18 protein-coding genes and 1 pseudogene are annotated in these 21,302 nt (G+C 70.1%); 15 read left to right on the top strand and 4 right to left on the bottom strand.

The genetic code is table 11. The features are described from left to right. The first annotated feature begins 224 nt into the window (after positions 1-224). Positions 225-767, top strand: a complete 543-nt coding sequence (locus tag QFZ76_RS13760) for a sensor histidine kinase (RefSeq protein WP_307673990.1) — start codon at positions 225-227, stop codon at positions 765-767. Positions 768-920: 153 nt separating this feature from the next. Here QFZ76_RS13760 and QFZ76_RS13755 read toward each other — a convergent pair whose 3' ends face one another. Continuing rightward, positions 921-1,082 (bottom strand): hypothetical protein, encoded by a 162-nt coding sequence (locus QFZ76_RS13755; RefSeq protein WP_307673989.1) that lies wholly within the window; start codon positions 1,080-1,082, stop codon positions 921-923. Positions 1,083-1,353: 271 nt separating this feature from the next. Between QFZ76_RS13755 and QFZ76_RS51715 the strand changes: the two genes are divergently transcribed. The 14 genes and pseudogenes from QFZ76_RS51715 to QFZ76_RS13685 all read left to right on the top strand — a co-directional run bounded on the left by QFZ76_RS51715 (position 1,354) and on the right by QFZ76_RS13685 (position 17,818). Next, positions 1,354-1,914 carry a response regulator transcription factor gene (locus QFZ76_RS51715; RefSeq protein ID WP_373464294.1) on the top strand — a complete coding sequence of 187 codons (561 nt, stop codon included), beginning with the start codon at positions 1,354-1,356 and terminating at the stop codon, positions 1,912-1,914. Further along, positions 1,824-3,879, top strand: a pseudogene (gene uvrC / locus QFZ76_RS13745) (excinuclease ABC subunit UvrC). The gene QFZ76_RS51715 and the pseudogene uvrC overlap by 91 nt, the downstream one beginning before the upstream one ends. Beyond that, a complete protein-coding gene (rapZ, locus tag QFZ76_RS13740) occupies positions 3,876-4,835 on the top strand; it encodes an RNase adapter RapZ (protein WP_307673988.1) in 960 nt (319 codons plus the stop codon). Before uvrC ends, rapZ begins: the two are co-directional and overlap by 4 nt. After that, positions 4,832-5,899, top strand: coding sequence for a uridine diphosphate-N-acetylglucosamine-binding protein YvcK (gene yvcK, locus QFZ76_RS13735; RefSeq protein ID WP_307673987.1), 1,068 nt, complete (start codon positions 4,832-4,834; stop codon positions 5,897-5,899). Before rapZ ends, yvcK begins: the two co-directional genes overlap by 4 nt. Continuing rightward, positions 5,890-6,879, top strand: a complete 990-nt coding sequence (gene whiA, locus QFZ76_RS13730) for a DNA-binding protein WhiA (RefSeq protein ID WP_030039584.1) — start codon at positions 5,890-5,892, stop codon at positions 6,877-6,879. The genes yvcK and whiA overlap by 10 nt, the downstream gene beginning before the upstream one ends. A gap of 152 nt (positions 6,880-7,031) precedes the next feature. Further along, the gene (locus QFZ76_RS13725; protein ID WP_307673986.1) at positions 7,032-9,983 is read left to right on the top strand and encodes a M14 family metallopeptidase; all 2,952 of its coding nucleotides are present in this window, start codon (positions 7,032-7,034) and stop codon (positions 9,981-9,983) included. Between the two features lie 224 nt (positions 9,984-10,207). Beyond that, a complete protein-coding gene (gene gap / locus QFZ76_RS13720) occupies positions 10,208-11,218 on the top strand; it encodes a type I glyceraldehyde-3-phosphate dehydrogenase (RefSeq protein WP_307673985.1) in 1,011 nt (336 codons plus the stop codon). Positions 11,219-11,352: 134 nt separating this feature from the next. Then, positions 11,353-12,564, top strand: a complete 1,212-nt coding sequence (pgk, locus tag QFZ76_RS13715) for a phosphoglycerate kinase (RefSeq protein ID WP_307673984.1) — start codon at positions 11,353-11,355, stop codon at positions 12,562-12,564. 42 nt (positions 12,565-12,606) lie between these two features. After that, positions 12,607-13,362, top strand: coding sequence for a triose-phosphate isomerase (gene tpiA, locus QFZ76_RS13710; RefSeq protein WP_307680006.1), 756 nt, complete (start codon positions 12,607-12,609; stop codon positions 13,360-13,362). A gap of 100 nt (positions 13,363-13,462) precedes the next feature. Continuing rightward, positions 13,463-13,693 (top strand): preprotein translocase subunit SecG, encoded by a 231-nt coding sequence (gene secG, locus QFZ76_RS13705; protein WP_053753335.1) that lies wholly within the window; start codon positions 13,463-13,465, stop codon positions 13,691-13,693. A 215-nt stretch (positions 13,694-13,908) separates the two neighbouring features. Beyond that, positions 13,909-14,244, top strand: a complete 336-nt coding sequence (locus QFZ76_RS13700) for an RNA polymerase-binding protein RbpA (protein ID WP_078615979.1) — start codon at positions 13,909-13,911, stop codon at positions 14,242-14,244. A gap of 134 nt (positions 14,245-14,378) precedes the next feature. Further along, entirely contained in the window at positions 14,379-15,647 is a 1,269-nt protein-coding gene (locus QFZ76_RS13695) for an MFS transporter (RefSeq protein WP_307673983.1), read from the top strand. A gap of 52 nt (positions 15,648-15,699) precedes the next feature. Then, positions 15,700-17,355 (top strand): glucose-6-phosphate isomerase, encoded by a 1,656-nt coding sequence (gene pgi / locus QFZ76_RS13690; RefSeq protein WP_307673982.1) that lies wholly within the window; start codon positions 15,700-15,702, stop codon positions 17,353-17,355. A 277-nt stretch (positions 17,356-17,632) separates the two neighbouring features. Beyond that, complete coding sequence (locus QFZ76_RS13685) at positions 17,633-17,818, top strand: BBE domain-containing protein (protein ID WP_307673981.1); 186 nt, start codon at positions 17,633-17,635, stop codon at positions 17,816-17,818. An 87-nt stretch (positions 17,819-17,905) separates the two neighbouring features. On the opposite strand, the gene pgl is transcribed toward QFZ76_RS13685, so the two are convergent. From pgl to zwf, 3 genes are read right to left on the bottom strand one after another with little or no spacing between them, the layout of a single operon-like run. Then, positions 17,906-18,688, bottom strand: a complete 783-nt coding sequence (gene pgl / locus QFZ76_RS13680; RefSeq protein ID WP_307673980.1) for a 6-phosphogluconolactonase — start codon at positions 18,686-18,688, stop codon at positions 17,906-17,908. After that, positions 18,685-19,782: a glucose-6-phosphate dehydrogenase assembly protein OpcA gene (opcA, locus tag QFZ76_RS13675; RefSeq protein WP_307673979.1), complete on the bottom strand. Its 1,098-nt coding sequence runs from the start codon at positions 19,780-19,782 to the stop codon at positions 18,685-18,687. The genes pgl and opcA overlap by 4 nt, the downstream gene beginning before the upstream one ends. Next, on the bottom strand, positions 19,779-21,302 hold the full coding sequence (zwf, locus tag QFZ76_RS13670; protein WP_266441503.1) for a glucose-6-phosphate dehydrogenase: 1,524 nt from the start codon (positions 21,300-21,302) through the stop codon (positions 19,779-19,781). Before zwf ends, opcA begins: the two co-directional genes overlap by 4 nt.

Genomic DNA, 21,302 nt, shown 5'->3' with positions numbered 1-21,302 from the left:
AGGGGCCTTTCTGTGAATGTTCACAACGGCTGGTCAGACCGTTCGCGGGAGTCGTCGGGGCCCGCGTCGGCGCCGTGGGTCTTCACATCCGTACGCCGTCGTTCAGGGCCCCGAGCTCCCCCGCATTGAAGCGTGTTGACCAAGCCCCGACAACACCTGTTGCCCAACCGTGGCGGACTCCCGGCCGACTTCACATCCCTCACGCCGGGGCGGTGGACCCGTCCTTGCCCAGCGCCTCCCGGATCGCGCGCGGACAGGGTCTGGGGCGCCGACAGCCGGGCGCGGCTCACGGCGTCCCGCACGCGTGGTGGCCGCCGGGAACGCCTCCCGGCGGCGCATCGAACGCGATCTGCACGACGGACCACGTGACCAAGGGCATGGACGAAGCCTTCGACGACCTTCTCCAGGGCGCACGCGGCATCCACCCCGCGATCCTCTCCAAGGGCGGCCTCGGCCCCGCCCTGCGCGCCCTGGCCCGCCCCGCCCCTCCCCGTCGAACTGGACCTCCGGCTGCCCCCGAACCGGCTGCCCGAGCAGACAGAGGTCGCCGTCTACTACGGCACCTCGGAGTGCCTCACGACGTCCTGGAGGTGACCATCACCGACGACGGCACAGGGGGCGCCGAGCCGGGTCGCGGCTCCGGGCTGGTCGGACTCGTCGACCGGGTGGAGGCGAACGGCGGGAGGCTGACCGTCAGCAGCCCGCCGGGCCGGGGCACGACACTCACCGTACGGCTGCCGCTGAGCGGTCCGAGCGCGGACATGTGACCGCCCGGGGCGCACGCCAGGGGAGTCTGCCCAGGCGGGGGAACCTGGACTCGGTGACGTCGCGTACGTCGCGTACGTCCGGGCGGTCGAGTCGGACGGAGAGGCTGTCGTCCGACTCGTGGGGCGGCGCAGTGCCGCCGTGTCGTGCCTGTTCTAGATGCGGCGAGCCGCGCCGCGTCGTGCCTTCGGTACGCGCTTGGCACGCACGATGTCGGCATCCCGCGGGTCGAGGGCGTCGTACGGCGCGTACCTGTCGTCCATGGTCCGGCCGGCACGACCCGACCGCCGTGGCTTCTCGATCCGTTTCTGCCGCATGTCCGCAGCCCTTCGACCGACGACCCGCCGTTCCTCACGTCATCGAGGACGGCCGGTCTTTTCGTGTCCGCTTGTGTCCGCAATGACTCCAGCATCCCTCGGATACGACCGCGTGTCGTCACGGCAAGCCCCCAGGTCCGCTTCCTGCCAGCTGTCCTCCTGGACTCCGGCAGGCTGTTGGGGCGCACTTTCAGGGGTTGCAAGGGGGGGCGAGAATCATGGACGCACCGCGGCAGCCCGCCGGTGACGGGTCGTTCTCGCCGCCGACGACGTGCTGCTCCGGGAGGGCCCGGCCAGCCTCTGCGAGCGCGTCGGCTACGAGGTGGCCGGTCAGGCCGGCGACGCGACCCGGCTCCTCGAACTGGTCGCCGACGAGCGCCCCGATCTCGTGATCGTCGACATACGGATGCTGCCGGACCACTCCACCGAGGGCCTGAAGGTGGCCCGCACCATCCGCGAGCGCCACCCGGGCACCGGCATCCTCGTCCTGTCGGCGTACGTCGAGGTCGAGGACGCCCTGGAACTGCTGGCGAGCGGCCGCAAGGCCGGCTCGGCCCAGCGCCGCGCCGACCCCCTGTCCCACCTCAGCGGCCGTGACCGCGAGGTCCTCGCCCTCACGGAGGACACCGACGACCACCGCCGGTACTGGCGGTTCTCACCTTCCTGGAGTCCCGCTGACGGTGGCGGACCGTTGTCCACAGGCCCGCCGCGCTGTCAGTTCCCGCCAGTAGGGTGTGAGACATGGCCGACCCCTCCAGCTACCGCCCCAAGCCGGGACAGATCCCGGACTCTCCCGGGGTGTACAGGTTCCGCGACGAGCACCGCCGGGTGATCTACGTCGGAAAGGCGAAGAGCCTGCGCCAGCGCCTGGCGAACTACTTCCAGGACCTGGCGGGCCTGCACCCCCGCACCCGCACCATGGTCACCACGGCCGCGTCCGTGGAATGGACGGTGGTGTCCACGGAGGTCGAGGCCCTGCAGCTGGAGTACTCCTGGATCAAGGAGTACGACCCCCGGTTCAACGTCAAGTACCGCGACGACAAGAGCTACCCGTACCTCGCGGTGACGATGAACGAGGAATTCCCGCGCGTACAGGTGATGCGCGGTCACAAGAAGAAGGGCGTGCGTTACTTCGGGCCGTACGGCCACGCGTGGGCGATCCGCGACACCGTCGACCTCCTGCTGCGCGTCTTCCCCGTCCGCACCTGCTCGGCCGGCGTCCTTCAAGAACGCCGCCCGCACCGGCCGCCCCTGCCTGCTCGGCTACATCGGCAAGTGCTCCGCGCCCTGCGTGGGCCGCGTCTCCGCCGAGGAGCACCGCGAACTCGCCGACGAGTTCAGCGACTTCATGGCCGGCCGCACGGGCACGTATCTGCGCCGCCTGGAGAAGCAGATGACGGCGGCGGCCGAGGAGATGGAGTACGAGCGGGCGGCCCGCCTGCGCGACGACATCGGGGCCCTGAAGAAGGCCATGGAGAAGAGCGCGGTCGTGCTCGCCGACGCGACCGACGCCGACCTCATCGCGGTCGCCGAGGACGAGCTGGAAGCGGCCGTGCAGATCTTCCACGTCCGCGGCGGACGCGTGCGCGGCCAGCGCGGCTGGGTCACCGACAAGGTCGAGGAGATCACCACCGGCGCCCTGGTGGAACACGCCCTCCAGCAGCTCTACGGCGAGGAGACCGGCGACTCCGTCCCCAAGGAGGTTCTCGTTCCGGCCCTGCCCGACCCGGTCGAGCCCGTCCAGGAGTGGCTCACCGAGCGGCGCGGGTCGAACGTGTCGCTGCGCATCCCGCAGCGCGGCGACAAGAAGGCCCTCATGGAGACCGTGGAGCGCAACGCTCAGCAGTCGCTCGTGCTGCACAAGACGAAACGCGCCTCCGACCTGACCACGCGCTCGCGCGCGCTGGAGGAGATCGCCGACGCCCTCGACCTGGACAGCGCCCCGCTCCGGATCGAGTGCTACGACATCTCGCACCTCCAGGGCGACGACGTGGTGGCCTCCATGGTCGTCTTCGAGGACGGACTCCAGCGCAAGAGCGAGTACCGCCGCTTCCAGATCAAGGGCTTCGAGGGCCAGGACGACGTCCGCTCCATGCACGAGGTGCTCACCCGCCGCTTCCGGCGCTACCTCGCCGAGAAGGAGCGGACGGGGGAGTGGGCCGACGGCGAGAACACCGACGCCGACGGCCTCGGCAACGGCCTCACCGAGGAGGACGGCCGTCCCAAGCGCTTCGCCTACCCGCCCCAGCTCGTCGTCGTCGACGGTGGCCGGCCCCAGGTCGCCGCCGCCAAGAAGGCCCTCGACGAACTCGGCATCGACGACATTGCCGTCTGCGGCCTCGCCAAGCGCCTGGAGGAGGTCTGGCTGCCGGACGACGACGACCCGGTGGTCCTGCCCCGCACCAGCGAGGGCCTCTACCTCCTCCAGCGCGTCCGCGACGAGGCCCACCGCTTCGCGATCACCTACCAGCGCACCAAGCGCGCCAAGCGCTTCCGCGCCGGCCCCCTGGACGAGGTACCAGGCCTGGGCGAGACACGTAAACAGGCACTCCTCAAGCACTTCGGTTCGGTGAAAAAGCTGAGGTCAGCGACAATCGACCAGATCTGCGAGGTTCCCGGCATAGGCCGCAAGACAGCCGAGACGATCGCCGTGGCCCTCGCCCAGGCGGCTCCGGCCGCACCCGCCGTGAACACGGCGACCGGAGAGATCATGGAAGAGGAATCCGACACCATGGGTTCCAGTGGGGAGTCCGTGACGATGGGCGCCCCGGACGAACGACGGGGGCAGGAGACATGAATGTGAACGAGCACGACGAGCAACAGGACCAAGCCGGAGACGGAGCACAGGTGAGTACGGGCACGCCCAACGACACGGCTGCAGTCCCGGACGCGGCCATCCCCGAGCTGGTGATCATCTCCGGCATGTCCGGGGCAGGCCGCTCGACGGCCGCCAAGTGTCTGGAGGACCTCGGCTGGTTCGTCGTCGACAACCTCCCGCCCGCGCTGATCCCCACCATGGTGGAGCTCGGCGCCCGCTCCCAGGGCAACGTGGCGCGGATCGCGGTCGTCGTCGACGTACGCGGCCGGCGCTTCTTCGACAACCTCCGCGAGTCCCTCGCCGACCTGGACGGCAAGAACGTCACCCGGCGGATCGTCTTCCTGGAGTCCTCGGACGAGGCCCTGGTGCGGCGCTTCGAGTCGGTGCGCCGCCCGCACCCCCTCCAGGGCGACGGCCGCATCGTCGACGGCATCGCCGCCGAACGCGAGCTGCTGCGCGAGCTGCGCGGCGACGCCGACCTGGTGATCGACACCTCCAGCCTGAACGTGCACGAGCTGCGCGCCAAGATGGACGCCCAGTTCGCCGGCGAGGAGGAGCCCGAGCTGCGGGCCACCGTCATGTCCTTCGGCTTCAAGTACGGCCTCCCGGTCGACGCCGACCTGGTCGCGGACATGCGCTTCCTGCCCAATCCGCACTGGGTCCCGGAGCTGCGCCCCTTCACCGGCCTCAACGAGGAGGTCGCCGCGTACATCTTCAACCAGCCCGGCGCCAAGGAGTTCCTCGACCGGTACTCCGAACTGCTCAGGCTCATCGCGGCCGGCTACCGCCGCGAGGGCAAGCGGTACGTGACCATCGCCATCGGCTGCACCGGCGGCAAGCACCGATCGGTCGCCACCTCGGAGAAGCTCGCCGCGCGCCTCGCGGCCGAGGGCGTGGAGACGGTGGTCGTGCACCGGGACATGGGACGGGAATGACAGGACGTACTCCGCGGCTGAGCAGGCTGCGCCGGGCCGTGCCCGAAGGGCGCGCGAGCCGGCCCGTAGAGGCCCGCGGTGCCAAACCGCGCCGCCGCGGCGCCCAGCCCAAGGTGGTCGCCCTCGGCGGCGGCATGGGCCTGTCCGCCTCGCTCGCCGCACTGCGCCGGATCACCGGCGACCTCACCGCCGTCGTCACCGTGGCCGACGACGGCGGCTCCAGCGGCCGCCTGCGCGACGAACTGGGCGTACTGCCGCCCGGCGACCTGCGCAAGGCGCTGGCCGCGCTCTGCGGCGACGACGAGTGGGGCCAGACCTGGGCCCGCGTCATCCAGCACCGCTTCCAGTCCAAGGGCGACCTGCACGAACACGCGGTCGGCAATCTGCTGATCGTCGCCCTGTGGGAGCAGCTCGGCGACCACGTCCAGGCTCTCGACCTGGTCGGCAGGCTGCTCGGCGCGCACGGGCGCGTGCTGCCCATGTCCGCCGTACCGCTGGAGCTCCAGGCCCTGGTCAAGGGCCACGACCCGGACCGCCCGGAGGACGTCGACACCGTACGGGGACAGGCGACCGTCGCCCTCACGCCCGGCGAGGTGCAGTCCGTGCACGTGGTGCCGCACGACCCGCCCGCGGTGCCGGAGGCGGTGGCGGCCGTCCTCGACGCGGACTGGGTGGTCCTCGGTCCCGGCTCCTGGTTCTCCTCGGTGATCCCGCACCTGCTCGTGCCCGACCTCCTGGACGCGCTCACCCAGACGAAGGCGCGCCGGGTCCTCTCCCTGAACCTCGCCCCGCAGCCCGGAGAAACCGATGGCTTCTCCCCGCAGCGTCATTTGGAGGTTTTGGGACGACACGCCCCTAAACTCGCCCTGGACGTGGTGCTGGCCGACGAGGCCGCCGTGCCCGACCGTGATGTGCTCATCGAGGCCGCCAAGCGGCTCGGTGCCGCGGTCGAGCTGGCCCCGGTCGCCCGGAGGGACGGAACTCCTCGGCACGACCCGGAGCTGTTGGCCGCCGCGTACGACCGTATTTTTCGGATGCATGGAAGGATCGGCCCATGGCGATGACGGCAGCGGTGAAGGACGAGATCTCCCGACTCCCCGTCACCCGTACCTGCTGCAGGAAGGCGGAGGTCTCCGCCATTCTGCGGTTCGCCGGCGGCCTCCACCTGGTGAGCGGGCGCATCGTGATCGAGGCGGAGCTGGACACCGCGATGGCGGCCCGCCGCCTCAAGCGGGACATCCTGGAGATCTTCGGCCACAGCTCCGAGCTGATCGTGATGGCGCCGGGCGGACTGCGCCGCGGCTCGCGCTACGTCGTACGGGTGGTCGCCGGCGGTGACCAGCTGGCCCGGCAGACCGGCCTGGTCGACGGCCGGGGCCGCCCGATCCGCGGCCTGCCCCCGCAGGTCGTCTCCGGAGCCACCTGTGACGCGGAGGCGGCCTGGCGCGGCGCGTTCCTGGCGCACGGCTCGCTCACCGAGCCGGGCCGCTCCTCCTCCCTGGAGGTGACCTGCCCCGGCCCCGAGGCGGCGCTCGCCCTGGTCGGCGCCGCCCGTCGGCTGTCGATCGCCGCGAAGGCCCGCGAGGTGCGGGGAGTGGACCGGGTCGTGGTCCGTGACGGTGACGCGATCGGTGCGCTGTTGACCCGGCTCGGCGCGCACGAGTCCGTGCTGGCGTGGGAGGAGCGCCGGATGCGCCGCGAGGTGCGGGCCACGGCGAACCGTCTCGCCAACTTCGACGACGCCAACCTGCGCCGCTCCGCGCGCGCGGCCGTCGCCGCCGGTGCCCGCGTCCAGCGCGCCCTGGAGATCCTCGCCGACGACGTTCCCGAGCACCTGGCCGCTGCCGGCCGGCTGCGCATGGACCACAAGCAGGCCTCCCTGGAGGAACTGGGCGCGCTCGCCGACCCGCCGCTGACCAAGGACGCCGTCGCGGGCCGTATCCGCCGCCTGCTGGCGATGGCCGACAAGCGGGCCCAGGACCTCGGCATCCCGGGCACCGAGTCCAGCATCACCGAGGAGATGGCGGACAACCTCGTGGGGTGAGCCCCGCCTTCAGCGCAACACGCCGGTGCCGACGCCCACTTGGGTGATCGGCACCGGCGTTTGCGTGTCGTTGAGGCACCCTTGACTGGATCATGGAGTGACATGAGCCTGGCATCTGTTCGCCGAGTGGCGAACCACTGCTAGGGGGGTTCATGAGACGAAAAGCGAGACCGATCCTCGCTGTTGGCGCGCTCCTGCTGGGCGGTGCGGGAATCGCACCCATCGCCCAGGCCGCAGGGAGCGAAGGTTCTCCCGATCCGAACGAGGTCAAGGTCTTCCGCGCTGACGTGACACAGAAGCAGGTACCCCTGCTGCTCGCGTCCGGCCAGGACGGCCACGAACTCGGTGAGCAGGTACCCGAGAAGGGCGAGGCCACGGTCGAGGTCTACCTCACCGACCAGCAGGCCGAAAAGCTCGAGGACCAGGGCGTCGACCTCACCGAGCACAAGCTGTCCGCCAAGGCCGAGAACCGCGTCGAGGCAGCCGCCGAGGGCGTGTTCCGCCCCTACAGCGGGAAAGGCGGCCTGAAGGAGGAGATCGTCAAGGCCGGGCAGGAGAACCCCGACCTCACCAAGGTCGTCTCCATCGGCAAAACGGTCAACGGCCAGGACATCCTGGCGCTGAAGATGACCAAGGGCGCCAAGAAGTCCAAGGACGGCTCCAAGCCGTCCGTCCTGTACCTGTCCAACCAGCACGCGCGCGAGTGGATCACGCCGGAGATGACCCGCCGGCTGATGCACCACTACCTGGACAACTACAAGACGGACAAGAAGATCAAGAAGCTCGTCGACTCGACCGAGCTGTGGTTCGTGCTGTCGGCCAACCCCGACGGCTATGACTACACCTTCCAGAACTCCGACAACCGCCTGTGGCGCAAGAACCTGCGCGACAACAACGGCGACGGCGCCATCACCACCGGCGACGGTGTCGACCTCAACCGCAACTTCGCCTACAAGTGGGGCTACGACAACGAGGGCTCGTCCCCCAGCCCCACCAGCCAGACCTACCGCGGCGCAGCCCCCGGATCCGAGCCCGAGACCCAGGCACTGGACGCCTTCGAGCGGCGCATCGGCTTCGAGTACGGCATCAACTACCACTCCGCCGCCGAACTCCTTCTCTACGGAGTCGGCTGGCAGGTCGCCACGCCCACCCCGGACGACGTCCTCTACGAGGCACTCGCCGGCACCCCGGAGAACTCCGCGATCCCGGGCTACCACCCGCAAGTCTCCTCGGAGCTGTACACCACCAACGGCGAGGCCGACGGCCACGCGGCGAACGTCAACGGCATGGCGATGTTCACCCCCGAGATGTCGACCTGCCAGACCGCCTCGAACGTCGACCCGAACGACGCCTGGGAGCCGGCCGACTGCCTGTCGATCTTCACCTTCCCGGACGACGAGACGCTGATCCAGCAGGAGTTCGCCAAGAACATCCCGTTCGCGCTCTCCCTCGCCGAGTCCGCCGCCAGGCCCGACCAGCCGAAGTCCGCGGTCGGCCTGAGCGCCGCCGACTTCACCCCGGCCGCGTTCTCGACGTCGTACTCGCGCGGAGCGGACCAGGAGGTCTCGGTCGTCGTACGGAAGTCCGTGCGTGACAAGGAGCTCAAGTACCGCGTCAACGGCGGACGTACGGAGGACATGGCGCTCAGGGCGTGGAAGGGCGGCGAGACGTACGGCGGTGACGACAACCTCCACTTCGACGAGTACCGGGCCAAGGTCCAGGACGGCGACCCGGGCGACAAGGTCGAGGTGTGGTTCACCGGCGAGACGAAGAGCGGCAAGAAGGTCTCCAGCGAGCGCTTCACCTACACCGTGGCCGAACGGCCCCGCGCGGATGTCCTCGTCGTCGCCGAGGAGGGCGCGACCGCCACGCAGGCGCAGACGTACGTCGACGCGCTGAAGGCGAACGGCCGCAAGGCGCTGGTGTGGGACGTCGCCACCCATGGCGCGCCCGACGCGCTCGGCGTGCTGAGCCACTTCGACACGGTCGTCCACTACACCGGGGCGAGCACACCGGGCGTCGCCACCCAGCTGCAGCTGCGCGCCTTCCTGAACGAGGGCGGCAAGCTGGTCGAGGCGGGCGAGCTGGCCGGAGGCAGCGTCGACCTCGGCGGCGGCACCCTGTCGAACGACTTCAGCCAGTACTACCTGGGCGCCTACACACGTACGTCGACCCCCGGGGCCACCGGCTTCACCGGCTCCGGCAAGCTCGCCGGCTTCACGGGCGCGTTCGGCCCCGCGGTCGGCAACCCCCTGGACCGGGCAGGGACGTACGGCGTGACGTCCGACGAGTTGCCGACGGACACGTACCCGCAGTTCGCGAGTGCGGGCGCGGGCCAGTTCGCCGGGACGGTCAACCCGTACGGGCCCTACGCGGGCTCCTCCATGGCCGCGGCCGTCCACACCGACGACGCGTACAAGCGGCTCACTCGGACCGTCGACCTCACCGGGGTGAGCGCGGCCGACAAGCCCACGCTCCGCACTCAGCTGCTGTGGGACACCGAGCCCGGCTACGACAACGTACTGGTCGAGGCCCACACCACCGGGGCCGACGACTGGACCACGCTCCCGGAGGCGGGCGGTGCCACCCGCGCCACCGTGCCCGCGGACTGCGAGGCCGGGTACTACGTAGGGGAGCACCCCCAGCTCGAGCACTATCTGACCGTGGCGGCCGACGGCTGCACCGCGACCGGTACCACCGGCGCGTGGAACGCCCTCACCGGCGCCTCCAGCGGCTGGCAGCAGGTGAACTTCGACCTGAGCGCGTACGCCGGAAAGTCGGTCGAGGTCTCGATCAGCTACGTCACCGACCCGGGCAGCGGCGGCCACGGCGTCCTCGCCGACGATGCCTCGCTGGTCGTCGGCGGTACCGCCACCCAGACCGAGGGCTTCGAGACGTCGCTGGGCGTCTGGAGCGTGACCGGGCCGCCCGCGGGCAGCCCGGCGGTGCTCAAGGACTGGGCGCGCACCGGGGCGCTCTTCCAGACGTACGGAGCGGTCACCACGGACGACACGGTGCTGCTGGGTTTCGGCCTGGAGCACGTCGCCTCGGCGGCCGAACGGAGGGCTCTGGTGAAGAAGGCACTCGCGGCCCTCGACGGGTGAATCTGCCTGGTCAACCGCGTGTGATCGGTCATGATCACATCGGGTGATCCGGCTTCGGGCCCGGGCGGTCCGTACCCCTACTGGCGGGTACGGGCCGCCCTGCCGTGTATGGGGCGTCTCGATGTCACTCCGGAGCCGTCAGGGAGGTAGGGTCGTAGGCGGTCGGGGACATCCCATACAGCTCGCCGGTCTCGAACCGGCGTACCAACGAGGAGATCGGTTTCGTGACGATCCGCGTAGGCATCAACGGCTTTGGCCGCATCGGTCGTAACTACTTCCGCGCGCTGCTGGAGCAGGGTGCTGACATCGAGATCGTGGCTGTCAACGACCTGGGTGACACCGCGACCACCGCTCACCTGCTCAAGTACGACACCATCCTGGGCCGCCTCAAGGCCGAGGTGTCGCACACCGCCGACACGATCACTGTCGACGGCAAGACGATCAAGGTTCTTTCCGAGCGCAACCCCGCCGACATCCCGTGGGGTGACCTGGGCGTCGACATCGTCATCGAGTCGACCGGCATCTTCACCAAGAAGGCCGACGCCGAGAAGCACATCACCGGCGGCGCCAAGAAGGTCCTCATCTCGGCTCCGGCCAAGGATGAGGACATCACCATCGTGATGGGCGTCAACCAGGACAAGTACGACGCGGCGAACCACCACGTCATCTCCAACGCCTCCTGTACCACCAACTGTGTGGCGCCGATGGCGAAGGTTCTCGACGAGAACTTCGGCATCGTCAAGGGTCTGATGACGACGGTCCACGCGTACACGAACGACCAGCGCATCCTGGACTTCCCGCACTCGGACCTGCGCCGCGCCCGCGCCGCCGCCGAGAACATCATCCCGACCACCACCGGTGCCGCCAAGGCCACCGCGCTGGTCCTCCCGCAGCTCAAGGGCAAGCTGGACGGCATCGCGATGCGCGTCCCGGTCCCGACCGGCTCGGCCACCGACCTGGTCGTGACGCTGCAGCGCGAGGTCACCAAGGACGAGGTCAACGCCGCGTTCAAGAAGGCCTCCGACGACGGCGACCTCAAGGGCTACCTGACCTACACCGAGGACCCGATCGTCTCCTCGGACATCGTCGGCGACCCGGCCTCCTGCACCTTCGACTCCTCCCTGACCATGGTCCAGGAGGGCAACTCGGTGAAGATCCTCGGCTGGTACGACAACGAGTGGGGCTACTCCAACCGCCTCGTCGACCTGACGGTCTTCGTCGGCAACCAGCTCTGATCCACAGAGCAGGCACTTTGATGTGAGAACAGGGCTCGGGCAGCGCAGGGACGCGCTGCCCGAGCCCTGACTCACGTACGGACCAGCCCTCTTACGATCACGAGCATCACGAGCCCTCCTCAGGAGTCCCCTCAATGAAGACGATCGACGAACTTCTCGCCGAAGGCGTCACGGGCCGGCGGGTCTTCGTCCGCGCCGACCTGAACGTGCCGCTGGACGGCACGACCATCACCGACGACGGCCGCATCCGCGCCGTCCTGCCCACCGTCAAGGCCCTCGCGGAGGCAGGCGCACGGGTGGTCGTCGCCTCGCACCTGGGCCGCCCCAAGGGCGCCCCGGACCCGGCCTTCTCGCTCGGCCCGGCCGCCGCGCGTCTCGGTGAACTCCTGGGCGCCGAGGTGGCGTTCGCGACGGACACGGTCGGCGAGTCCGCCCAGTCGACCGTCGCCGGCCTCGCCGACGGCCAGGTCGCCGTCATCGAGAACCTGCGCTTCAACGCCGGCGAGACGAGCAAGGACGACGCCGAGCGCGGCGCCTTCGCCGACCAGCTCGCCGCCCTCGCGGACGTGTACGTCGGTGACGGCTTCGGCGCGGTGCACCGCAAGCACGCCTCGGTCTTCGACCTCCCGGCCCGCCTTCCGCACGCGGCCGGCTACCTCATCGCCACCGAGGTCGGCGTCCTGAAGAAACTCACCGAGGACGTCAAGCGCCCGTACGTCGTCGCCCTCGGCGGCTCCAAGGTCTCCGACAAACTCGCCGTCATCGACCAGCTGCTCGGCAAGGCGGACCGCCTCCTCATCGGCGGCGGCATGGTGTTCACCTTCCTCAAGGCCAAGGGGTACGAGGTCGGCGCCTCCCTCCTCCAGGAGGACCAGATCCCGGTCGTCCAGGAGTACATCGAGCGGGCGGAGAAGAACGGCGTCGAACTGGTCCTGCCCGTCGACGTGCTGACCTCCACCGACTTCCCGGACCTGAAGACCAAGGCGCCGGCGAACCCCAACACCGTCGCCGCGGACGCCATCCCCGCCGACCAGCTGGGCCTGGACATCGGTCCGCAGACCCGCAAGCTGTACGCCTCGAAGCTCGCCGACGCCGCCACCGTCTTCTGGAACGGCCCCATGGGCGTCTTCGAGCACCCCGACTACGCCGAGGGCACCAAGGCGGTCGCCCAGGCCCTCCTCGACTCCCCGGGCTTCACGGTCGTCGGCGGTGGCGACTCCGCCGCGGCCGTCCGCATCCTGGGCTTCGACGAGAACGCATTCGGCCACATCTCGACCGGCGGCGGCGCCTCCCTCGAATACCTCGAGGGCAAGACGCTCCCCGGCCTCGCCGCACTGGAGGACTGACCCTTAATGGCTGCATCTACTTCTTCGGGGCGCACGCCGCTGATGGCCGGCAACTGGAAGATGAACCTCAACCACCTCGAGGCCATCGCGCACGTCCAGAAGCTCGCCTTCGCCCTGGCCGACAAGGACTACGACGCCGTCGAGGTCGCCGTCCTGCCGCCCTTCACCGACCTGCGCTCCGTGCAGACCCTGGTCGACGGCGACAAGCTCAAGATCAAGTACGGCGCCCAGGACATCTCGGCGCACGACTCCGGTGCCTACACCGGCGAGATCTCCGGCTCGATGCTGGCCAAGCTGAAGTGCACGTACGTGGCGATCGGGCACTCCGAGCGCCGCCAGTACCACAACGAGACCGACGACGTGGTGAACGCCAAGGTCAAGGCCGCCTACAAGCACGGCCTGACCCCGATCCTGTGCGTCGGCGAGGAGCTGGACGTCCGCGAGGCGGGCAACCACGTCACCCACACGCTCACCCAGGTCGAGGGCGGCCTCAAGGACATCCCGGCCGAGCAGGCCGAGTCCGTGGTGGTCGCCTACGAGCCCGTGTGGGCCATCGGCACCGGCAAGGTCTGCGGCGCCGAGGACGCGCAGGAGGTCTGCGCGGCCATCCGCGGCAAGCTCGCCGAGCTGTACACGCAGGAGCTGGCCGACAAGGTCCGCATCCAGTACGGCGGCTCCGTGAAGTCCGGCAACGTCGCCGAGATCATGGCCCAGGCGGACATCGACGGCGCCCTCGTCGGCGGTGCCTCGCTGGACGCGGAGGAGTTCGTCAAGATCGCGCGCTTCCGCGACCAGTGAGTATGCGGTAGCAGCGGAACGTCGTACTCTTGCGGGGCACAGCGCTGTCGCTGTGCCCCGTCGTCTGTCCAGATCCGAGGAAGTTGGTCCAGCCGTGGTTATGGGGTTCTCGATCGCCCTGATCGTCTTCAGCCTGCTGATGATGCTGCTGGTGCTGATGCACAAGGGCAAGGGCGGCGGCCTTTCCGACATGTTCGGTGGCGGCATGCAGTCGTCCGTCGGTGGCTCCTCGGTCGCCGAGCGCAACCTCGACCGCATCACCGTGGTGGTCGGTCTGCTGTGGTTCGCGTGCATTGTCGTGCTCGGCCTGCTGATGAAGGCGAACAACTGATCAGCGTCGCACACGCAGCACGCCCGATCCGCACGTAAGGCCCCATGTTCGGTACGCGCACCTGAGCGCGGCCTATCATGGGGCTTGCGTCTGTGTGTAGGGGAGCTGTAACTCGAATCACTGGACGCGCGTTGGGCCTTACGTAGACTGAGGCGCTCGCAGCGAAGCGAAACGCCGACTCGCTTTGCGGCACCATCACGCAGGGAGTTACGACCGTGGCAAGTGGCAACGCGATCCGAGGAAGCCGGGTCGGGGCGGGGCCGATGGGCGAGGCCGAGCGGGGCGAGTCCGCGCCCCGGCTGCGCATCTCCTTCTGGTGCTCCAACGGGCACGAAACGGTGCCCAGCTTCGCCAGCGACGCGCAGGTTCCCGAAACCTGGGACTGCCCGCGCTGCGGCTTTCCAGCAGGCCAGGACCGGGACAACCCGCCGGACCCACCGCGCACCGAGCCCTACAAGACGCACCTCGCCTATGTGCGGGAGCGGCGCAGCGACGCGGACGGCGAGGCGATCCTCGCCGAAGCGCTCGCCAAACTGCGGGGCGAGATCTAGGAGTTGAGAGACGGCCGGGCATCCGTGGATGCCCGGCCGGACTTGTTCGGCGCCCTGAGCCGGCTGTCGCGCCGAGGCCGATTGTCAGTGGTGCCCTCTACGGTTTGTGAACAGGCGAATCGTGAGGGGGAACGGTGGCGACGGCTGATGCGACGGGCGTGCGTACACCCGCGTGGCGTGGGGGATTCGGGCGGTTGTGGAGTGCCGCCGTGCTCTCCAGCTTCGGTGACGCACTGCGCGGCGCCGCGCTCCCCCTGCTTGCGGTGTCCCTGACCGACGAGCCGCTGCTCGTCGCGTCCGTGACCGCCTGCGGTTATCTGCCGTGGATCGTTTTCGGGCTGCTCGGCGGTGCCGTCGCCGACCGGGTGGACCAGCGGCGGGCCATGTGGATGGTGGATGCGGTACGAGGGCTGCTCGTCGCCTGCTTCGCGCTGGCCGTCGCGTTCGGGCACGCCTCGATCGACCTGCTGATCGCGCTGGCCTTCGCCCTGACCACCCTGCAGACGCTCTTCGACAACGCCGCCACGGCCCTGCTGCCCGCCCTGGTGGACCGCGAGGCGCTCGGCAGCGCCAACGCCCGCCTGATGACCGGCCAGCAGATCGCGGGCGGACTGGTGGCCGGACCCGTCGTGCCGCTGTTGCTGGTGGTCGGCGCCGCGATGCCCTTCGGGGCCGACGCGGTGACCTTCCTCTTGGCGGCCGCCCTGGTCGCGTCGCTGCCGACCGCCGTGCCCGAGCGGACGCCGAGACCGACGGGCAGCACCCTGCGCCGCGAGATCGCCGAAGGGCTGCGCACCCTGCGGCGCGACCGGGTCCTGCGCGGGCTGTGCGCAGCGACGGCCCTCTGCAACATCGGCGTCGGCGCCCTCATCGCCGGTCTGGTCTTCCTGGTGACCGGCTGGCTGGGCGCCGGTACGGCGGGGTACGCGGCGGCCACGACCGCGTACGCGGTCGGCGGCCTGACCGGGGGAGCGGCGAGCGGCCGGATCGTCGCCCGCCTAGGACAGGTGCGTGCGGTGCTGCTCGCCGGGACGGTGCAGACCGGCGCGCTCGTCGTCATGGGCTCGGTGCGCAGCACGGTCGCGCTGGCGGCCGCCATGGCTGTCTTCGGGTTCATGGGCATGGTGTGGAACGTCAACACGCGGACGCTGATGCAGGAGCGCAGCCCCGCCGAGCTGCTGGGCCGGGTCAGTTCGGCCTTCCGGACCCTGGCGGTCGCCGGTGCGCCCCTGGGCGCACTGCTGGGCGGTGCCGTGGCCACCGCCTGGGGCCTGAACACTCCGGCCCTGCTGGCGGCCGGCTTCTTCATTCTGTCCGTCGCCTCGCTGATACCCGCGCTCAAGACGGACGTATCTGTAGTCGCGCCCGACGACGGCGCCACGACAGCTCACGCCCCACGCTGATCAACTAGGTTGGGACCGGCAGGGACAGGTAGGAAAGAGGCTGAAGTCCGACATGAACGCAGACGGCCGTACCAGGCTCAACCAGACGCCCGAGTGGACCGCTCTGGCCAAGCACCGCGAGGAGATCGGCGAGGTGCAGCTGCGGGAGCTGTTCGCCGCTGACCCCGGGCGCGGCACGGGGTACACGGTGCAGGTCGGTGACCTGCACATCGACTACTCCAAGCACCTCGTCACCGACGAGACCCTGCGGCTGCTGCGCGAGCTGGCCGCCGCGACCGACGTCTTCGGCCTCAGGGACGCCATGTTCCGCGGGGAGAAGATCAACACCACCGAGAACCGGGCCGTGCTGCACACCGCGTTGCGGGCGTCGCGCGACGCGGTGACCGAGGTCGACGGGGAGAACGTCGTGCCGGGTGTGCACGCCGTCCTCGACAGGATGGCCGACTTCGCGGAGCGGGTCCGCTCCGGCGCCTGGACCGGCCACACCGGCAAGCGCATCAGGAACGTGGTCAACGTCGGCATCGGCGGCTCCGACCTGGGCCCTGCAATGGCCTACGAGGCGCTGCGCGGATACACCGACCGCGACCTCACGGTCCGCTTCGTGTCGAACGTGGACGGCGCCGACCTGCACGAGGCCGTCCGCGACCTGGACGCGGCCGAGACGCTGTTCGTCATCGCCTCCAAGACCTTCACCACCATCGAGACGATCACGAACGCGACGTCGGCACGCAACTGGCTGCTCACCGAGCTCAAGGCGGGGCAGGATGCCGTCGCCCGGCACTTCGTGGCGCTGTCGACGAACGCCGAGAAGGTGTCGGAGTTCGGCATCGACACGGCGAACATGTTCGAGTTCTGGGACTGGGTCGGCGGCCGGTACTCCTTCGACTCGGCGATCGGCCTCGCGCTGATGACCGCCATCGGCCCCGGCCGCTTCCGGGAGATGCTCGACGGCTTCCGACTCGTCGACGAGCACTTCCGCACCGCGCCCGCCGAGTCCAACGTGCCGTTGCTGCTGGGCCTGTTGGGCATCTGGTACGGCAACTTCCACGACGCCCAGTCGCATGCGGTGCTGCCCTACAGCCACTACCTGTCCAAGTTCACCGCCTACCTCCAGCAGCTGGACATGGAGTCCAACGGCAAGTCGGTGGACCGGGACGGGAAGCCCGTCGACTGGCAGACCGGGCCGGTCGTGTGGGGCACCCCGGGCACCAACGGGCAGCACGCCTACTACCAGTTGATCCACCAGGGCACGAAGCTGATCCCGGCGGACTTCATCGGCTTCGCCGAGCCGGTCGCCGGTCTCCTGCCCGGGCTGGTGGCCCAGCACGACCTGCTGATGGCCAACTTCTTCGCCCAGACGCAGGCGTTGGCGTTCGGCAAGACGCCCGACGAGGTGCGCGCGGAGGGTGTGCCCGAGGAACTGGTCCCGCACAAGACCTTCAAGGGGAACCACCCCACGACCACCATCCTCGCCCGCGAACTGACCCCGTCGGTCCTCGGTCAGCTCATCGCGCTCTACGAACACAAGGTGTTCGTCCAGGGAGCGGTGTGGAACATCGACTCCTTCGACCAGTGGGGCGTCGAACTCGGCAAGGTCCTCGCCAAGCGCCTGGAGCCGGCGCTCACCGAGGGCGCCGAGGTGCCGGGCCTGGACGCGTCCACGAAGGCTCTGGTGTCGACGTACCGGGAGCTGCGCGGCCGGCAGTGAGCGCGAGCAGGGGAGCGGACGGCGTACGGCTGTCCGCTTCCGTACCTCGTGGTGTTCGCGGCGGAGCTCCGTCCGGTCGTCCCGGCGGCAGGCACGCGAAGCCGTCGCCCGAGAGGCCTGGGCCGACGCGTACCGCCTCCTCGGCGGTATCGATCCCGCCCGCCTCGCCTACACGCTCTTCGACGAACTGGTCCCCGCCGGCCTCTTCCACTACTGGAAGGGTGCCCTCAGCCCCACCCTGACCACCCGCGAGGACGGCGAGGCCCAGAAGGACTGGGTGCGCGGCTTCTACGCGGCCCTCGAACCGCACTCCTCCGGGGACGGCTACGTCGACTTCATGGACGGCGACGACCAGGACCGGGTCCGCACCAACTACCGAGGCAACTACGCCCGGTTGACCGACATCAAGCGGCGCTACGACCCGGGAAACCTGTTCCGCCTCCATCACAACCTCGCCCCGTGAGACATCAGGACGGCAGAAAGTCCGAGGACAGCGGAAAGCCCCAGGCCGGCCACCCGGCGCTGGGGCTTTCCGAAGAGCCGGCAGAGCTCAGGGGGAGGCCGCCGGATACAGCGACCGGGGCAGCTGTGAGGCCGCCGCCGAGTCCAGCAGCCACAGGGTGCGCTGCCTGCCGTACGCGCCCGCCGCCGGGGCCTGGATCTCGCCCGCACCCGACAGGGCGATCGCCGCGGCCTGTGCCTTGTCCTCGCCGGCTGCCAGGAGCCAGACCTCGCGGGCGGCGCGGATAGCCGGGAGGGTGAGGGTGATACGGGTCGGCGGCGGCTTCGGGGCGCCGTGGACGCCGACGACCGTGCGCTCGGTCTCCCGCACCGCGGGGAGTTCCGGGAACAGGGACGCCACATGGGTGTCCGGGCCGACGCCCAGCATCAGGACGTCGAAGGTCGGCGCGGCGCCATGGTTCTCGGGGCCCGCCGCCCGGGCCAGCTCCTCCGCGTAGGCGGCGGCAGCCGCGTCCGCGTCGGCGCCGTACGGACCGTCCGACGCGGGCATGGCGTGCACGCGCTTCGGGTCCAGGGGCACGGAGTCCAGCAGGGCCTCGCGGGCCTGCGTGACATTGCGTTCCGGGTCGCCCTCGGGCAGGAACCGCTCGTCACCCCACCACAGGTCCAGCCGGGCCCAGTCGACGGCGTCGCGGGCGGGGGCGGCGGCGAGCGCGGCCAGCAGGCCGTTGCCGTTGCGCCCGCCCGTCAGGACCACGGACGCCGAGCCCCGGGAGGCCTGCGCGTCCACGATCTTCGTGATCAGGCGGGCCGCGGCGGCCTGGGCCATCAGCTCCTTGTCGTGGTGCACGACCAGCTGCGGAGTGATCACTTCGCCGCCGCCTTCTTCACCGGGGCCGGCGCCGCCGCTTCCTTCGCGGGTGCTTTCGCAGCCGCTTCGAGGGGAGTGGGGACCGCAGCCCGTTCTCCTTTGGCCACCGGTCCTCCCTCGGCATCGGTGGCCTTCTCCGTGCCGGCCGCCTTGGCGCCCTTGCCGTTCGATACGTTCAGCCGGTCCACGCCGAAGCGCAGCGCCGAGGCGTACGTGTCGTCCGGGTCCAGCCGCCGCAGCTCCTCCCCGATCAGCTCGGCCGTCTCGCGCCGCTTGAGCGCCACCGCACGGTCCGGCTGGCCCTGGATCGAGAGGGTGGCGAGGGAGCCGTCGGCACGGTCCAGGACGATCGGGCCGCTGTCGGTGTTCATCCGGACCGCCGTGAGGCCGGGGCCCGACGACAGCGACCGCTTCACCGGCACGTCCAGCCGGTCCGCGAGCCACATCGCCAGCAGCTCGCAGCTCGGGTTGAACTCCTCGCCCTCCACCTCGACGGCCTCGACCTCGCAGGTGACCTGGTCGAGGGCGGCGGCCAGCATCGAGCGCCAGGGCGTGATGCGGGTCCAGGAGAGGTCGGTGTCGCCGGGTGTGTAGGTGTCGGCGCGGGCGCCGAGCTCCCGTACCGGCTGCTCGGAGGCGTAGGTGTCGGTGACCCGGCGCTGGGCCAGCGCGCCCAGCGGGTCGTTCGCCGGGTCCAGCGGCGCGTTCACCGGCCACCAGACCACCACCGGGGCGTCCGGCAGCAGCAGCGGCAGGACGACCGACTGGGCGTGGTTCACGACCTCGCCGTACAGCCGCAGGACGACCGTCTCGCCGGTGCCCGCCTCCACGCCCACCCGCACCTCGGCGTCGAGGCGGGACTGCGTACGGTCGCGGGGCGAACGCGAGACGCGCCTGATGACCACGAGCGTGCGCGAGGGGTGCTCGTGCGAGGCGTCGTTGGCGGCCTTCAGGGCGTCGTACGCGTTCTCCTCGTCCGTGACGATGACCAGGGTGAGCACCATGCCGACGGCCGGTGTGCCGATGGCCCGGCGGCCCTGCACCAGCGCCTTGTTGATCTTGCTGGCCGTGGTGTCCGTGAGGTCTATCTTCATGGCCGGCGCCAGCTCCGTCCGTCTCGCTCGAGCATGTCGTCCGCCTCGCCGGGGCCCCAGGTGCCGGCCTGGTACTGGGCGGGCTTGCCGTGCCGGTCCCAGTACTCCTCGATCGGGTCGAGGATCTTCCAGGACAGCTCGACCTCCTCGGTGCGCGGGAAGAGGTTCGAGTCGCCGAGCAGCACGTCGAGGATGAGCCGCTCGTACGCCTCCGGGCTGGACTCCGTGAAGGACTCGCCGTACGCGAAGTCCATGGACACGTCCCGGATCTCCATCGAGGTGCCCGGCACCTTGGAGCCGAAACGGACCGTGACGCCCTCGTCGGGCTGGACGCGGATGACGATCGCGTTCTTGCCGAGCTCCTCCGTCGCCGTGTGGTCGAAGGGGGAGTGCGGGGCCCGCTGGAAGACCACCGCGATCTCGGTGACGCGGCGGCCGAGGCGCTTGCCGGTGCGCAGGTAGAAGGGGACGCCCGCCCAGCGGCGGTTGTCGACCTCCAGCTTGATGGCCGCGTAGGTGTCGGTCTTCGACTGGGCGTTGATGCCGTCTTCCTGGAGGTAGCCGATGACCTTCTCGCCGCCCTGCCAGCCGGCCGCGTACTGTCCGCGGACGGTGTCCCGGCCCAGATCCTTCGGCAGCCGCACCGCGCCGAGCACCTTGGTCTTCTCCGCGGCCAGCGCGTCCGCGTCGAAGGAGGCGGGCTCCTCCATGGCGGTCAGCGCCATCAACTGGAGGAGGTGGTTCTGGATGACGTCACGGGCGGCGCCGATGCCGTCGTAGTAGCCGGCCCGGCCGCCGATGCCGATGTCCTCGGCCATCGTGATCTGCACGTGGTCCACGAAGGACCGGTTCCAGATCGGCTCGAACATCGTGTTGGCGAAGCGGAGCGCCAGGATGTTCTGGACGGTCTCCTTGCCCAGGTAGTGGTCGATACGGAAGACCTGGTCCGGGGCGAAGACCTCCTCGACCGTCGTGTTGAGCTCCTCGGCCGACTTCAGATCGTGACCGAAGGGCTTCTCGATGACCGCGCGCCGCCAGGAGCCGCTCGACTGGTCGGCCAGGCCGTGCTTCTTCAGCTGCTGGATGACCACCGGGAAGGCGCCCGGCGGCACGGACAGGTAGAAGGCGAAGTTGCCGCCCGTGCCCTGGGCCTTGTCGAGTTCCTCGATGGTGCCGCGCAGCCGCTCGAACGCCTCGTCGTCGTCGAAGGTGCCCTGGACGAAGCGCATCCCCTGGATGAGCTGCTGCCAGACCTCCTCACGGAACGGCGTACGGGCGTGTTCCTTGACGGCGTCGTGGACCTCCTGGGCGAAGTCCTCGTTCTGCCACTCGCGCCGCGCGAAGCCGACCAGCGAGAAACCCGGCGGCAGCAGACCCCGATTCGCGAGGTCGTACACGGCGGGCATGAGCTTCTTTCGTGACAAATCGCCCGTGACGCCGAAGATGACCAGGCCCGACGGCCCCGCGATACGCGGGAGCCGTCGGTCGGCGGGGTCACGCAGCGGGTTGCTGCTCGACAA

The sequence above is a fragment of the Streptomyces sp. V4I2 genome (assembly GCF_030817655.1).
GTDB lineage: Bacteria > Actinomycetota > Actinomycetes > Streptomycetales > Streptomycetaceae > Streptomyces > Streptomyces plumbiresistens.
This window is presented reverse-complemented; position numbering and strand designations above follow the sequence as displayed.

Excerpts from the sequence above, each read along its gene's own strand:
- QFZ76_RS13755 (WP_307673989.1), bottom strand. The coding sequence starts at position 1,082 with ATGCGGCAGAAACGGATCGAGAAGCCACGGCGGTCGGGTCGTGCCGGC.
- rapZ (WP_307673988.1), top strand. The coding sequence starts at position 3,876 with ATGAATGTGAACGAGCACGACGAGCAACAGGACCAAGCCGGAGACGGA.
- yvcK (WP_307673987.1), top strand. The coding sequence starts at position 4,832 with ATGACAGGACGTACTCCGCGGCTGAGCAGGCTGCGCCGGGCCGTGCCC.
- whiA (WP_030039584.1), top strand. The coding sequence starts at position 5,890 with ATGGCGATGACGGCAGCGGTGAAGGACGAGATCTCCCGACTCCCCGTC.
- QFZ76_RS13725 (WP_307673986.1), top strand. The coding sequence starts at position 7,032 with ATGAGACGAAAAGCGAGACCGATCCTCGCTGTTGGCGCGCTCCTGCTG.
- pgk (WP_307673984.1), top strand. The coding sequence starts at position 11,353 with ATGAAGACGATCGACGAACTTCTCGCCGAAGGCGTCACGGGCCGGCGG.
- tpiA (WP_307680006.1), top strand. The coding sequence starts at position 12,607 with ATGGCCGGCAACTGGAAGATGAACCTCAACCACCTCGAGGCCATCGCG.
- secG (WP_053753335.1), top strand. The coding sequence starts at position 13,463 with ATGGGGTTCTCGATCGCCCTGATCGTCTTCAGCCTGCTGATGATGCTG.
- pgi (WP_307673982.1), top strand. The coding sequence starts at position 15,700 with ATGAACGCAGACGGCCGTACCAGGCTCAACCAGACGCCCGAGTGGACC.
- opcA (WP_307673979.1), bottom strand. The coding sequence starts at position 19,782 with ATGAAGATAGACCTCACGGACACCACGGCCAGCAAGATCAACAAGGCG.